13 protein-coding genes are annotated in these 14,677 nt (G+C 62.7%); 3 read left to right on the top strand and 10 right to left on the bottom strand.

All coding sequences use genetic code 11. The features are described from left to right. Window positions 1-12: 12 nt before the first annotated feature. Entirely contained in the window at window positions 13-2,619 is a 2,607-nt protein-coding gene (gene leuS / locus ACK59L_RS06770; protein WP_167339490.1) for a leucine--tRNA ligase, read from the bottom strand. Between the two features lie 224 nt (window positions 2,620-2,843). Here leuS and ACK59L_RS06765 point away from each other — a divergent pair, with 224 nt between their 5' ends. Next, a complete protein-coding gene (locus ACK59L_RS06765) occupies window positions 2,844-3,158 on the top strand; it encodes a hypothetical protein (protein WP_078477937.1) in 315 nt (104 codons plus the stop codon). A 114-nt stretch (window positions 3,159-3,272) separates the two neighbouring features. Then, a complete protein-coding gene (locus ACK59L_RS06760; RefSeq protein ID WP_409272572.1) occupies window positions 3,273-4,034 on the top strand; it encodes a YdcF family protein in 762 nt (253 codons plus the stop codon). 42 nt (window positions 4,035-4,076) lie between these two features. Here ACK59L_RS06760 and lnt read toward each other — a convergent pair whose 3' ends face one another. The 8 genes from lnt to ACK59L_RS06720 all read right to left on the bottom strand — a co-directional run bounded on the left by lnt (window position 4,077) and on the right by ACK59L_RS06720 (window position 11,573). Beyond that, window positions 4,077-5,594, bottom strand: a complete 1,518-nt coding sequence (gene lnt / locus ACK59L_RS06755) for an apolipoprotein N-acyltransferase (protein ID WP_409272570.1) — start codon at window positions 5,592-5,594, stop codon at window positions 4,077-4,079. Between the two features lie 8 nt (window positions 5,595-5,602). Beyond that, the gene (locus ACK59L_RS06750) at window positions 5,603-6,442 is read right to left on the bottom strand and encodes an HlyC/CorC family transporter (protein ID WP_023534628.1); all 840 of its coding nucleotides are present in this window, start codon (window positions 6,440-6,442) and stop codon (window positions 5,603-5,605) included. A gap of 25 nt (window positions 6,443-6,467) precedes the next feature. Next, window positions 6,468-6,941 carry an rRNA maturation RNase YbeY gene (gene ybeY / locus ACK59L_RS06745; protein WP_409272568.1) on the bottom strand — a complete coding sequence of 158 codons (474 nt, stop codon included), beginning with the start codon at window positions 6,939-6,941 and terminating at the stop codon, window positions 6,468-6,470. After that, window positions 6,934-7,932, bottom strand: coding sequence for a PhoH family protein (locus ACK59L_RS06740; protein ID WP_028687151.1), 999 nt, complete (start codon window positions 7,930-7,932; stop codon window positions 6,934-6,936). Before ACK59L_RS06740 ends, ybeY begins: the two co-directional genes overlap by 8 nt. Window positions 7,933-8,038: 106 nt before the next feature. After that, entirely contained in the window at window positions 8,039-8,584 is a 546-nt protein-coding gene (locus tag ACK59L_RS06735; RefSeq protein ID WP_196136086.1) for a tetratricopeptide repeat protein, read from the bottom strand. A 254-nt stretch (window positions 8,585-8,838) separates the two neighbouring features. Further along, the gene (gene hemL, locus ACK59L_RS06730) at window positions 8,839-10,122 is read right to left on the bottom strand and encodes a glutamate-1-semialdehyde 2,1-aminomutase (protein WP_058603548.1); all 1,284 of its coding nucleotides are present in this window, start codon (window positions 10,120-10,122) and stop codon (window positions 8,839-8,841) included. 16 nt (window positions 10,123-10,138) lie between these two features. Next, the gene (gene thiE, locus ACK59L_RS06725) at window positions 10,139-10,762 is read right to left on the bottom strand and encodes a thiamine phosphate synthase (RefSeq protein WP_409272565.1); all 624 of its coding nucleotides are present in this window, start codon (window positions 10,760-10,762) and stop codon (window positions 10,139-10,141) included. A 13-nt stretch (window positions 10,763-10,775) separates the two neighbouring features. Further along, window positions 10,776-11,573, bottom strand: coding sequence for a hydroxymethylpyrimidine/phosphomethylpyrimidine kinase (locus ACK59L_RS06720; RefSeq protein WP_058638963.1), 798 nt, complete (start codon window positions 11,571-11,573; stop codon window positions 10,776-10,778). Window positions 11,574-11,835: 262 nt separating this feature from the next. On the opposite strand from ACK59L_RS06720, the gene ACK59L_RS06715 reads away from it, so the two are divergent. After that, window positions 11,836-13,821 carry a sensor histidine kinase gene (locus ACK59L_RS06715; RefSeq protein WP_409272562.1) on the top strand — a complete coding sequence of 662 codons (1,986 nt, stop codon included), beginning with the start codon at window positions 11,836-11,838 and terminating at the stop codon, window positions 13,819-13,821. Window positions 13,822-13,894: 73 nt separating this feature from the next. Here ACK59L_RS06715 and ACK59L_RS06710 read toward each other — a convergent pair whose 3' ends face one another. Beyond that, complete coding sequence (locus ACK59L_RS06710) at window positions 13,895-14,272, bottom strand: hypothetical protein (protein ID WP_100850739.1); 378 nt, start codon at window positions 14,270-14,272, stop codon at window positions 13,895-13,897. Window positions 14,273-14,677: the final 405 nt, after the last annotated feature.

The raw sequence follows: 14,677 nt of genomic DNA, 5'->3' as shown, positions 1-14,677 counted from the left end.
CGGGCGTTGCCATCAGTTGGCGACGATATTGACCAGTTTGCCCGGCACCACGATGACCTTGCGGATAGCCAGGCCATCGATGAAGCGCAGGACATTCTCGTTGCTGCGCGCGGCGGCTTCGACTTCTTCGCGGCTGGCTGCGGCTGGCATCTCGACCTGGCCACGCAGCTTGCCATTGACTTGCACCACCAAGGTCACGGTGTCCTGTACCAGCGCGGCTTCATCCACTGCAGGCCAGGCGGCATCGATGACGGCCTGGTCATGGCCCAGTTGCTTCCACAGCTCGTGGGAGATGTGCGGCGTGATCGGGGCAAGCAGCAGGGTGACGGCTTCGAGGCCTTCCTGCAGCAGGGCACGGTCTTGCGCGGTGGCCTGCGGCGCCTTTTCCAGCACGTTCATCACGGTCATCACCTGGGCGATGGCGGTGTTGAACTTGTGGTACTGGCCTACATCGGTACTGGCTTGCTTGATGGCGGCGTGGATGGCGCGGCGGATCACTTTCTGCGCGTCATCCAGGGTTGCCACCTCCAGCTTGCCAGGCAAGCCCTGGGCAACGTGGGCCTGAGCCAGGCGCCAGACGCGGCGCAGGAAGCGGCTGGCGCCCTCCACACCTGAGTCGGACCACTCCAGGCTCATGTCGGGCGGCGAGGCGAACATCATGAACAGGCGGCAGGTATCGGCGCCGTACTGCTCGATCATCGACTGGGGATCGACGCCGTTGTTCTTGGACTTGGACATCTTCTCGGTGCCGCCGATTTCAACCGGCAGGCCATCGGTCTTCAGGCGTGCGCCGACGATCTTGGCCTTGGCATCGCGCTCGACTTCGACATCGGCCGGGTTGAACCAGTCCTTGCCGCCGTTGCTGGCGACGCGGTAGTAGGTTTCGGCCACGACCATGCCCTGGGTCAGCAGGTTCTTGAACGGCTCGTTCGAGGTCACCAGGCCTTCGTCACGCATCAGCTTGTGGAAGAAGCGCGCATACAGAAGGTGCAGGATGGCATGTTCGATGCCGCCGATGTACTGGTCGACCGGCAGCCAGTGGTTGGCCGCTTTCGGGTCTACCATGCCGCCCTCGTAGTTGGGCGAGGCGTAGCGCGCGAAGTACCACGAGGACTCGACGAAGGTGTCCATGGTGTCGGTTTCGCGTTTGGCCGCAGTGCCGCACTTGGGGCAGCTGCATTCGTAGAATTCGGGCATGCGCGCCAACGGCGAGCCTGCACCGTCCGGTACCACGTTTTCGGGCAGGGTAACCGGCAACTGGTCTTCTGGCACCGGCACATCGCCGCAAGACGGGCAGTGGATGATCGGAATCGGGCAGCCCCAGTAACGCTGGCGGCTGATGCCCCAGTCGCGCAGGCGGAACTGGGTGCGGGACTTGCCCAGGTCCTTGCGCACCAGCGCCGCTTCGATGGCGTCGAAGGCGCCGGCGAAATCCAGGCCGTCGAATTCGCCGGAATTGATCAACTGGCCATGCTCGCCATAGGCGGCCTGCCACTGGGCGCCCACCTCGTCACCGGCACTGGTACGCACCACGGCCTTGACCGGCAGGTCGTACTTGCGGGCGAACTCGAAATCGCGTTCGTCGTGGGCTGGCACAGCCATGACTGCACCGTCGCCGTAGTGCATCAGCACGTAGTTGGCGACCCATACCGGCAGCTTCTCACCGGTGAGCGGGTGCTCGACCAGCAGGGAAGTGGCCATGCCCTTCTTTTCCTGGGTGGCCATGTCCGCTTCGGCCACGCTGCCGCCCTTGCATTCGTCGATGAAGGCTTGCAGCGCCGGGTTGCCCTGGGCCGCCTGGGTGGCCAGCGGGTGCTCGGCGGCGACTGCCACGTAGGTGGCGCCCATCAGCGTGTCCGGGCGGGTGGTGAAGACTTTCAGCGTGCCGGTGTGGCCAATGCTGGCCTGATCGTACGGGAACTGCACTTCCATGCCGCGGGACTTGCCGATCCAGTTGCGCTGCATGGTCTTGACCTGCTCAGGCCAGCCCGGCAGCTCGTCGAGGCTTTCCAGCAGCTCGTCGGCATAGTCGGTGATGCGGAAGTAGTACATTGGGATTTCGCGCTTTTCAATCAGCGCGCCAGAGCGCCAGCCGCGCCCGTCGATGACCTGTTCGTTGGCCAGCACGGTCTGGTCAGCCGGGTCCCAGTTAACGGTGCCGTTCTTGCGATAGATGATGCCCTTCTCGAACAGGCGGGTGAACAGCCACTGCTCCCAACGGTAGTAGTCGGGCTTGCAGGTGGTGACCTCGCGGGCCCAGTCGATGGCAAGGCCCAGGCTCTTGAGCTGGGTCTTCATGTAGTCGATGTTTTCGTAGGTCCACTTGGCCGGGGCGACGTTGTTCTTCATCGCCGCGTTTTCGGCAGGCATGCCGAAAGCGTCCCAGCCCATTGGCTGCAGGACGTTCTTGCCCAGCATGCGCTGGTAGCGGGCAATCACGTCGCCGATGGTGTAGTTGCGCACGTGGCCCATGTGTAGCTTGCCGCTCGGGTACGGGAACATCGACAGGCAGTAGTACGTGTCCTTGCCTGGCTGTTCGGTAACAGCGAACGATTGTTGCTCGTCCCAGAATGTCTGGGCGGCGGCTTCGATATCACGGGGCGTGTATTGTTCGTGCATGGCTACTTTTGGCTGAGAGAGAGGAGACCTTTCCAGGCAGCGAACCTCGCTGCGTCCGGCACTCCGGTGTCATCGGGAGTGAACGCCGTAGCATACAGCAGCGCCGCGCATCGTGGGAAACGTTCGTTGCGAATGGCCGCTGGTCGCGGCGTCAGGCTGCTTTTCGCAACGACGCTAAGCTCTGGGGTGGGGGAGATAATCGTTATCTTCAATGAGGTGAACGAATGGGAGAGTCGCAGCTACCTGCAGGAAAACCAGAACTCTATGAGCGCCTGATCGATAGGCTCGGGCTTGCCCTGGATACAGCCAGAACGTCCATGCGACTTCGGGACGAGGCGCCAGCCGAGTTGGAGTTGCGTGGTTTGAGCCGCGCCGAGTTCGAGGTGATCAAAACTTATCTGGATACCTTCCAGAAACGCGCCGACGAGGCTGCAAACCTCAGGCCGCAGGCTGAGCCTGCGTCGGCCAGGATCATCTGGCTCAAGGACATCAAGCGCACAGTGCGTACGCCACGCCCACGCAAGGCCTCCCGCCGCTAGGGATTGGGCGGAGCCTTTTGAAGGTTTGCACAGTTATCCGACCTTGATCGACGCCGGCCATGTTGTTGGCCGGCGCCGATGCTTTTAGTCTGCACACCTTCGAAGGAGGTGTGCATGCCCATCCGGTATTTCATCAAACAGTGGTTGTTACCCCCAGGCGTGCTGTTTCTCCTGCTGCTTGCAGCATGGTGGCTGCGCAGGCGTCGCCCCCGGCTGGCCGCTGTGTGCTTTGTGGCAGGGCTAGGCGGGCTGTGGATGACCAGCTTGCCGGTGGCTGTTCAGCACCTGGCAAGAGCCCTGGAGACGGAGCCTGCGCTAGCCGGGCAGGACTGGGCTGGCCTCAAGCAGCGGGCCGATGCCATCGTCGTGCTGGGCGCAGGGCGTGAACGGGGCGACCCTGCCTGGGCGGGTGTCGACCAGCCGACGCCCACGGCCCTGGAGCGGCTGCGCCTTGCCGCTCGCCTGGCCAAGGCGTCCGGGCTACCGGTGCTGACCAGCGGCGGGCTGCACTATGGCACACCGCCCAGCGAGGCGCAGCTGATGGCCGACAGCCTGCATGACGACTTCGGCGTTGAGGTGAAGTGGTTGGAGCAGGCGAGCCGCACCACCTGGGAAAATGCCCAGCACTCGGCGAGTGTGCTTGAGCCGTTGGGGATACGCCGCGTCGTGGTGGTGACCCAGGCCTGGCACATGCAGCGCTCGCGCTGGAGCTTCGAGCAGGCAGGCTTCGAGGTAGTACCCGCGCCAGTCGGCTTCCTCGGCCGTGATCCGGCGCGGCCATTCGGTGGTTGGCTGCCGGAAAGCCGGGCCATGTGGCAGAGCGGGCAGTTGCTCAATGAGGTGGCTGGGCTGGTGGGGTATCGGTTGTTCTATTGAAGGGGCTGAGCAGCCCCTTACAACGTCAACTGCAAAGCCCCGTCACACTGCCCTGGCCACACGCCCGGCCATCAACGCCCAGACCAGCAGCAACCCACAAACGATTGCAAGCGGCCAGGAACGCCATTGCAGATAAGGCGTCAGCTGCTGCATCGGCACTACCTCGCCGTACATCACTGCCTGCTGGAACTGAGGCACTTGGGTCGTGATGCGCCCGAACGGGTCGATCAAGGCCGTCACGCCATTGTTGGTGGCCCGGATCATCCAGCGGCCGGCTTCCAGCGCACGCATCTGGGCCATCTGCAAGTGCTGCAGCGGGCCTATGGAAGTGCCGAACCAAGTGTCGTTGCTGATGGTCAGCAGCAAGTCGCTACGTGCCGCCAGGCCGGCGGCAAACTCGGGGTAGACCACCTCGTAGCAGATATAAGGCGCGATCTGATAACCCTTGGCCTGGAGCAGCGGTTGGTCCTCAGGGCCCCGGGCGAAATCCGACATGGGCAGGTTGAAGAACTCGATCAGCCCCCGCAGCATGTCCTGCAGCGGGACATATTCGCCAAAGGGCACCAGCTTCTGCTTGAGGTAGGTGCCGTCCCCTTCGCCCGTGACGGTGATGCCGTTGAAGTAGCGACGCTGACCGTGCACCACCTCGCGAACCGGCACGCCGGTGATCAGGGCCGAATGCCGGTCTGCGGCGAAGCGCCCCATGATGTCGATGTACCCTTGCGCCTGGTCCTTGAGCACAGGTACCGCCGTTTCCGGCCAGATCAACAAGTCCGCAGGTTTTGAACTGAAACTCAGGTCGCGGTACAGGGCCAACTGGGCGTCGATATGCGCCGGGTCCCACTTCACGTCCTGTTCGACGTTGCCCTGAATGGCAGCGACCTTGAGTGGGTCGCCTGCCGGAGTAGTCCAGGCATGCCCTTTGAGTGCCAATCCTACTGCCCAGGGAGTGAGCAGCAGCACGCAGGCGATGGCAAGAAAGCCCGGACGGGTACGCAAACGGTTGAGGTTGCACAGCAGCGCAGCCGTCAGGGCCAACGCAAACGACACCAGCCACACCCCGCCCAGAGGCGCCAGGCCGGCCAGCGGGCCGTCCAGCTGACTGTAGCCTGCGTACAACCACGGGAAGCCGGTGAGGAACCAGCCGCGAAACGCCTCTTGGGCCACCCACAGGGCAGCAAAGCCCAGGGCATCGGCCAGGGGCGCCTCGTTGCGCCGCAACCAGCGTGCCCACAACCAGGTGGGCAGCGCAAAGAACCAGGCCAAGGCCGCAAAGAACGCAACCAGCAGCGCGATGGCCAACAGCGGCGAGGCACCGCCGTAGTTCGTCATGCTGACGTAGATCCACCAGGTGCCGGCGCCGTAGAGGCCGAAACCGAACCACCAGCCACGCCACAGGGCCTGGCGCGGGCTAAGCTCGCGCAGGCCCAGGTAGAGCACGGCGATGGACAACAGCGCCAGTGGCCACAGATCGAATGGCGCCAGGGCCAGGAGGGTAGAAGCGCCGGCCGCCAGGGCCAGCAGGTTACCGGGCCAGCCGGGGCGGGTGATCCAGCGCATGTCGTTCCTTAACGGTTGATCGGGGTCAGGCGCAGCAGGTGTATCCGGCGGCTGTCGGCGTTGAGCACGCGGAACTTGTACGCGCCGATTTCGGTGGTTTCGTTGCGCTTGGGCAGATGGCCGAATGCACTCATCACCAAACCGCCGACGGTGTCGAACTCATCGTCGGAGAACGCGCTGTCGAAGGACTCGTTGAAGTGCTCGATCGGCGTCAGCGCCTTGACCAGGAAGTCGCCGTTGGGCAGCGGCTTGATGTAGCTGTCCTCTTCGACGTCGTGTTCGTCTTCGATATCGCCGACGATCTGTTCGAGCACATCCTCGATGGTCACCAGGCCAGCCACGCCGCCGTATTCATCGATGACGATGGCCATGTGGTTGTGGTTGGCACGAAACTCGCGCAGCAGCACGTTCAGGCGCTTGGACTCGGGCACGAAAGTGGCCGGGCGCAGCAGCGTCTTGATGTCGAAGTTGTCGCCGTTCTCCTTGAGAATCAGCGGCAGCAGGTCCTTGGCGAGCAGGACACCGAGCACATCGTCATGGCTTTCGCCGATTACCGGGTAGCGCGAGTGCGCCGCGTCGATCACTGCCGGCAGGAACTCGCGCGGCGACTGGCCGGCCTTGATGCTGTTCATCTGCGAGCGCGGCACCATGATGTCACGCACCTGAAGGTCCGCCACCTGGATGGCACCTTCGACGATGGTCAGCGCCTCGCTGTCCAGCAGCTTGTTCTGATGTGCTTCACGCAGCAGCTCCAGGAGCTCCTGGCGGTTTTTCGGCTCATGGGCAAAAGCCTGGGTCAGTTTACCCAGCCAGGACTTCTGCCCGTTGCTCGATCGATCTTCGCTCATGGCGGTTCTCGTGATCCTTGGTCTATCAGTGTGGGGTTGATTCGGTTTCGTCATCGGCGTATGGGTCCGGGTGACCCAGTTGTGCCAGCAATTCTCGTTCCAGGCTTTCCATCTCCTCGGCTTCCTCATCCTCGATGTGGTCGTAACCGAGCAGATGCAGGCAGCCGTGAATGACCAGGTGCGCCCAGTGCGCCGCCAGCGACTTGCCTTGCTCGGCCGCCTCGCGTTCGACCACCGCGACGCAGATCACTAGGTCGCCCAGCAAGGGGATGTCGAGCAAGTCGTCTGGCACGTCGGCCGGGAAGGACAACACGTTGGTCGCATAGTCCTTGTGCCGATACGTGTGATTAAGCTCGCGCGCTTCCGCTTCGTCCACAAGACGAATGGTCATCTCCGAGTCGGCCTTGCGTTGCTGCAAGGCCAGCTCGCACCAGCGGCGAAAGTCGGCATCGACCGGGGCGGCAGCCTGTGTCGCCCGTTGTATGTCCAGTTCAAGCATTTTTGCCGGGCGCCTCGGGAGTGGCCTGGCGGGCTTCGAAGCGGTCATAGGCCTCGACGATGCGCTGCACCAAGGGGTGACGTACCACGTCCTTGGGCTGGAAGTGGGTGAAACTGATACCCGGCACGTCCCGCAGCACCTCGATCACATGCGCCAGGCCCGACTTGGTGCCCCGGGGCAGGTCGACCTGGGTGATGTCGCCGGTGATCACCGCCGTGGAGCCGAAGCCGATACGGGTGAGGAACATCTTCATCTGCTCGAGCGTGGTGTTCTGGCTTTCGTCGAGAATGATGAAGCTGTTGTTCAGGGTGCGACCGCGCATGTAGGCAAGCGGCGCAATTTCGATGACCTGACGCTCAATCAGCTTGGCCACGTGCTCGAAGCCCAGCATTTCATAAAGGGCATCGTAGAGCGGGCGCAAGTAAGGGTCGATCTTCTGTGCAAGGTCGCCAGGCAGGAACCCGAGCTTCTCGCCAGCCTCAACGGCCGGGCGCACCAGCAGGATGCGGCGAACCTGTTCACGCTCCAGCGCGTCGACAGCACACGCCACGGCCAGATACGTCTTGCCGGTACCGGCCGGGCCGATGCCGAAGTTGATGTCGTTGGCCAGGATTTCCTTGACGTAGCGCTGCTGGTTGGCGCCCCGTGGTCGGATATTGCCCTTGCGTGTGCGCAGCGAGACGCTGACCTCGTTCACCGCCGGATTGTCGATGTGCTCGACGGCCGATTCCTGAAGGTACAGGTGCACGGTTTCCGGCGACAGCTCGGTAGCCTGGGTCTCGCGGTAGAGACGGCGCAGCAGTTGCTCGGCAGCATGGGTGGTCTTGGATTCGCCGATCAGTTCGAACTGATTGCCGCGGTTGCGGATCTCGATGGCAAGGCGTTGTTCGATCAAGCGCAGGTGCTCGTCGAACTGGCCGCACAAGTTGGCGAAACGGTGGGCCTCGAAAGGTTCGAGGATGAAACGATGGGGTTCGATGGGTGCGTTCAAGGTCGTTTTTAGCCGCCCGACGGCAATGAGTGTGAACTCAAGAATAACCCTTGAATGGCAGTGGCGAAAGTCCTGATGGGCTTAACGGCATTATGCCGAGCAAAGCCTAGGGCAGCGGGGAGAACGGCGAGCGTCCCTCGGCGTTCTGCAGCTCCAGCAGGTATTTGCGGAAGATCTGGCCGAGCACCTGCGTCGCATGCTCCAAGTCGTCTCGGGGCATCTGTTCGGTGACTTCGTCCGCCATGTCCAGGGCATCTTCAGCACCGTTGACTGCCGCCATCTTCAACAGGATGTAGGCCTGCACGTTGTTGGCCTTGACCCCTTCGCCGTGAAAAAACATCGACCCAAGGCGGTACTGGGCCTCGGCATGGCCTTGCAGGGACGCTTTCTGGTACCAGTCCAGTGCCTTGTTAAGGTTCTTCGGCGCTTGCGCATAGAAGTACTCGCCCAGCTCGTACTGTGCCTGGGCATCGCCGGCATCGGCCACCTGTTCACAGGTTTTGAGTGCGCTTGCCAGGTCCTGCGGCTGCACGTTCAAGGTGCAGCGACCCGTCGTCGGGATGAGCAACGAGTTACCGCCCTCCGCCAGGGCCAGCAGGGGCTGGAGAAGCAACAGGCAGCCCAGGGTGAGGGCGCGGCCGGTGCGGTTCATGGGGATCGACTTACCTCTGCAAAGCTGCGGCCAATGTCTCTGGTGGCACATTATGGGATAAGCAGCGCCAACCTTACAAAGTTTTACTCGAATTTATGTCGGCGTGGCGAAACAGGCTGATGGCAGGACCCCTTCGTTACCTGTATGGCCGCATTGCACGTGCGCCCGTTCCCACGGGGTACGCCCCTGGCGATGGCCGGTATACCCACCGTGATAGCGGGTACTACCGGCTACCAAGGTGGGAAGGCGCCGGGTTACTTCAGGGCTGCGAAGGCTTTTTCAGCCGCATCCAGGGTGATCTGCAGCTCTTTGTCGCCATGAACGATGGAGGTGAAGCCAGCCTCGAACGCGCTCGGCGCCAGGTACACGCCACCGTCGAGCATCAGGTGGAAGAACTGCTTGAAGCGACCGGCGTCACTGGCCATTACGTCATCGAAGGTGACGATGTCGTCGGCCCCGCTGAAGTACAGGCCGAACATGCCGCCAGCCTGAGTGGTCACGAACGGCACGCCGGCAGCATCGGCGCGCTGTTGCAGGCCGTCGAGCATGCGGCTGGTGTAGTCGGTCAGCTCGGCGTGGAAGCCCGGGCGGCTGATCAGCTTGAGCGTGGTCAGGCCGGCGGCCATGGCCAGCGGGTTGCCCGACAGCGTACCCGCCTGGTAGACCGGGCCCAGCGGGGCGATGCAGCCCATGATTTCGCGCTTGCCGCCGAAGCAGCCGACCGGCATGCCGCCGCCGACGATCTTGCCGAAGGTGGACAGGTCGGGGGTAATGCCGTAGTGCGCCTGCGCACCACCCAGCGAAACCCGGAAACCGGTCATCACTTCATCGAAGATCAACACCACCCCATGCTTGTCGCACTGCTCGCGCAGGCCTTCGAGGAAGCCCGGCGCCGGCGGTACGCAGTTCATGTTGCCGGCAACCGGCTCGACGATAATGCAGGCTACGGTCTGGCCCACTTCAGCCAGCGTCTTCTCGACGGCGGCGATGTCGTTGAAGGGTAGCGTCAGGGTGTGCTTGGCGAAGTCGGCGGGCACGCCGGCCGAGCTGGGCACGCCTTGGGTCAGCAGACCGGAACCGGCCTTGACCAACAGGCTGTCGGAGTGGCCGTGGTAGCAGCCTTCGAACTTGATGATCGCGTCACGGCCGGTGTAGCCACGGGCCAGGCGGATGGCGCTCATGGTCGCTTCGGTACCCGAGCTGACCATGCGCACCATTTCCATGGAAGGCACCAGCGAGCACACCAGGTCTGCCATTTCGGTTTCCATGGCGGTCGGGGCGCCATAGGACAGCCCGTGTTCCAGCTGGCGACGTACCGAGTCCAGCACGTCAGGGTGGCCATGGCCCAGGATCATCGGGCCCCAGGAGCCCACGTAGTCGACGTAGCGCTTGTCATCTTCGTCGACGACGTAGGCGCCCTCGGCATGCTTGAAGAACAATGGGGTGCCGCCCACGCTCTTGAACGCGCGCACGGGCGAGTTCACACCACCGGGGATGTGTTTCTGGGCTTGGGCGAAAAGTGCTTCGGAACGGGACATGGAAAGTTCTCTCGAATCAGGATGCGAACAAGGCATTGAAGGCGCGGGCGCGGCGGGTGACTTCCTGCGCACTGTCGGCACCGAACAAGCCGTGGATCACCGCCAGCAGGTCGGCACCGTGGTGCACCAGTGCGGCGGCATTGTCGAGGGTGACCCCGCCGATGGCGGCGATCGGCAGGTTCACCTGGGCGCGAGCCTGCGCCAGAAGACGGACGTCGGCAGCCGGAGCGCCGGGTTTGGTGCTGGAGGTGAAAAAGCGGCCGAAGGCGACGTAGCTGGCGCCTTCGCGGGCTGCCTGGGCGGCCAGATCGAGGCTGGCATGGCAGGTCGAGCCGATGATCGCCGCGCTGCCCAGCAGGGCGCGTGCGGGGGTCAGCGGCCCGTCGGTTTGCCCCAGGTGTACGCCCACGCCCAGTTGCCTAGCCAGTTCGGCATCGTCGTTGATGATCAACTGAGTGCCATAGCGCTCGCACAATTGCTGGAGTGCATGCGCTTCACGCAAGCGCCGCGCGGCGTCATTGCTTTTGTCCCGGTACTGCAGAAGGCATACACCCCCTTCGAGCGCTGCCTCCACATGAGACAGGAATCGGCCGTCCAGCAGTTGGCTGTCGGTGATGGCATACAGGCCGCGTAGGGTCATCGAGCACCTCGAGTCAGGAGCAGAAATCCAGAGGCAGGCGCCGAGGCACGAACTGGCCCCGTCCCAACTGCTCCGCATCGCGCAGGGTGCGCCAGGTGTAGTCCAGTGCAGTGCGCACCGCGCTTTCCAGGTGCTCGCCCAGAGCCAATCGACCCGCCAGGGCGCTGGCCAGGGTGCAGCCCGAACCGTGGTAACTGCCCGGCAGGCGTTGGCAGGTCGAGGTGCTGCGGTGACCGTCGCGGCTGTACAGACGGTTGTGGATTTCGACCTCGTCGCCGTGTCCGCCGGTGATCAGCACGTGCGGGCAGAACTCCAGCAGCCTGGCAGCGCACTCGTCGGCGCTGCCTTCGGGCAACTCGGCAAGAATGCGGGCTTCGGGCAGGTTCGGCGTGGTGATGGTCGCCAGCGGCAACAGGCGTTCACGCAGCGCATAGCCTACTTCATCCTTGCCCAGGCGCCCGCCGCCGCCTGCGCGCAGCACCGGATCGCACACCAACGGCAGGTGCGGGTGCGCAGCCAGCAGCTCGGCCACGGTATCGACCATGTCGATCGAGCCGAGCATGCCCAGCTTGACCGCAGCCACCGTGGAGTCGGTGAGCACGGCATTGGCCTGGGCCAGCACCCACTCACGGTCGAGCACGCGGAAGTCGGAGACATTGACGGTATCCTGCACGGTCAGGGCGGTCACCGCGGGCGCGGCATGACAACCTTGTGCAAGCAGGGCTTCGATATCTGCCTGCAAGCCGGCGCCGCCACTGGGGTCGTGGCCGGAGAGACAGAGGACAACGGGGCGGGAGGCGTAGGTATTCATGGTCGGCGAGCTTACCACCAAACCTGTTTGTGCGGACCTTGCCCGTGCAGGTCGGTGGACTTTTTGGTGTGCGATGCGCGCCCTTCAATGCCGCTTATGCCCGTGCCAGAGCGGTCCTGTGGTTTTTTTGCCGCCGCTCGACGCACCTTGACGCTGTGCTAGAGTGCGCAGATAAATCGATGAACAGGTTCTGCAGGATTTCGTCGTCTCAAACGGAAAGGGGGCAACCGCGACGCGACCGGACAGGCCATGCTGGGGCTGTATGCGCTATTTGCTGATTGTGCTCATGGGTTTGCTGCCCGCATTCGCCGAAGCGGTGGATATCACCGCGGCCACCCGTCACCTGCCCCTGGGCAAGGTCATGCAGGTCTACGAAGACCCGGACGGCAGCGCCAGCATCACGGAGGTCAGTGCGCCCGACTTCGCACAGCATTTTCTTTCCCACCCTGAAGACGTGCTCAATGCCGGGTTTTCCAAGTCGGTGTTCTGGCTCAAGCTCGAGCTGCACCCTGACGCGGAGCCGGGCATGCCCCGGCACTGGTTGCTGGAACTGGCCTACCCACCCCTCGACCACCTCGAGCTTTACCTGACGGGCCCGGACGGGCGCTTTCACCTGGCCCAGCGCACGGGTGATGCACTGCCTTACTCAAGCCGGGAGGTTCGGCAGGACAACTACCTGTTCAACCTGCAATTGCCGCCTGGGCAGGTCACCACGGTCTTCCTGCGCCTGCACAGCCAGGGTTCGGTGCAGGCGCCGCTGGCCCTGTGGTCCCCCCAGGCCTACCTGGAAGCCCAGGCCACGCGCCTGTATGTGCTGGGGATGATCTACGGGGTGTTGTTGGTGATGCTGGTGTACAACCTGTTCCTGTACCTGAGCGTGCGGGACGTCAGCTACCTGTACTACATCCTCTACATCGCCTCCTTCGGCCTTTACCAGGTCTCGGTCAATGGCGCCGGCATCGCTTACCTGTGGCCCGACAGCCCATGGTGGGCCAACGCCTGCACACCGTTATTCGTCGGCGCAGCTGCGCTGTTCGGCTCTCAGTTCGCCCGGCATTTTCTGCAGCTTCGCCATCAAAGCCGCGGCTTCGACCGGTTGCTGCAGGCGCTGATGCTGGGCGGCGCCGTGGTGATGGTGCTGGCCGTGAGCGTGCCCTATGGCGTGGCCATGCGCCTTGCCACCGCCTTGGCGCTCGTGTTCAGCCTGGGCGTTTTCTGCGCAGGGCTCAACGCCTGGCGGCGCGGCCTGCGCGTGGCGCGCTGGTTCATCATCGCCTGGACCGCGTTCCTGCTCGGGGGGCTGGTCAACACGCTGATGGTGCTGGGCTACCTGCCGAACATGTTCCTGACCATGTATGCCAGTCAATTGGGTGCTGCGCTGGAAGTGGCGTTGCTATCGCTAGCCCTGGCCGACCGCATCAAGACGCTGCGCGATGAGCAGGCCCGTACCCTGCGTGAAACGGGGCAGCAACTGGAGCTACTCAACCAGCAACTGGCCAATAGCAACCGGCTCAAAGACGAGTTTCTGGCCTGCGCCACCCATGAACTGCGCACCCCAATGAATGGCGTGATCGGTTCCCTGGAGTTGATGCATACCCTGCCGATGGACGCGGAAATGGCCCGCTTTCATCAGACAGCGGTGGGTTCGGCCCAGGGCATGATGAACATGGTCGACGCCATCCTGACCTTGTCCGAACTCCAGGCAGGGCGGCTGCGTGCGCAGCCAGCACCCTTCGACCTGCGGGCACTGCTGCAAGGCGTGCGCGCCAGCTATGCCGGCCAGGCACTGGGCAAGGGCCTGTATTTGAGTGTGGACATGCCGGCGGACCTGCCCGACCGACTGGTGGGCGATGGGCCGAAGCTGGCCCGCTGCCTGGGATGTCTGGTGGACAATGGCCTGAAATTCACCCATCAGGGTGGTGTGATGATCCAGGTTCGCGGACAGCACAGGGGGCCTAATCAACTGGCCTTGACGTTTACCGTGAGCGACACGGGTATCGGTTTCGAAGACCTTGACCAGTCGATTCTTTACCAGCGGTTTTTCCAGGTGGATGGGTCCATGACCCGGCGCTACGGCGGGTTGGGCATTGGCCTTGCCATCTGCCGGCAGATGAGCGAGTTGCTGGGGGCACGGCTGTCACATCAATCGGCGCCTGGGGTGGGCAGTCGGTTCGAGATGAGTGTGGAGTTGGCGATTTCGCAGGGGCAGGTGGCTGTGCAGGGGAGTGAGGGGCGGCGTTGGCGGTAAGCATCTATAGGTTAGGACGATTTGCTGTTAGCTAAATGGGCAGTCCGATAACGTCGGCGTGCGATTCGGAGTATCAAAGAAAGTAAGAACCTATGATTAACCAGCCGAAGGCGACTGTGTTCAGCCATGAGGCGGCCACAATCCGCTTTCTCATGGATGGTGGAAATTGCTCATAGTCTTGTGCGTCAAGCATGCCTTGTCGAATACTTGATTTTGGATACTTTATGACCCCGGCGACCATGAATGTCACAAACATTCTCGCACGCAAAGTCTTTTCACCACAAAGGGTGACAATAAAGGGTAGGCACGCACTGCGCTGCAGGGCCCCAATCATGATTTTGTATTCTTTGGAGCCTGCGATACGCAGATCCATGACGAGGCCGGTCAGTCCGAGGGCAAAGGGAGTGGCAAGAAAAAGTAATTGAAACGTAATGTCAAAATTCTTGATCATTCTCAAGGCCTCGAAAGTTTTCGCTTAATTGCATGCACGAAGACTTCCCGTCAGAGGCGCTGTTGCAGGGGTCGAGATGCCATATGCAGCGCCGTCAAGGCAGTTCTTCGGGAAGAAATAAGTATCACTTCATTAGGTACTTTGGCCCCCGACCATTTTGGGCAGGCCAAAATCGTCAGGCTCAGTAAATAGTGTTCTTCAACATGGCTTTGTATTCCCGTCCGCCGTGCGAGCTTCGAGTACCTGGCCTACTTGCCAGCTCGCCCAGATGCGTCGAATACCCAATCATCAGCGTGGATCCATGGTGCTTGTAATGAGTAACAGCTTCACCTTGGCAGTAGGAAAAAGTAACCGACTGTTAGCCAAGTGAACGCTACTGTGTTCAGCCAGGATGCGGTGTTGATC

Source organism: Pseudomonas sp. KCJK9111, assembly GCF_046231935.1.
Lineage (GTDB): Bacteria > Pseudomonadota > Gammaproteobacteria > Pseudomonadales > Pseudomonadaceae > Aquipseudomonas > Aquipseudomonas parafulva_B.
The sequence above is the reverse complement of the archived record's forward strand: the minus strand, read 5'-3'. Positions and strand labels throughout refer to the sequence as shown.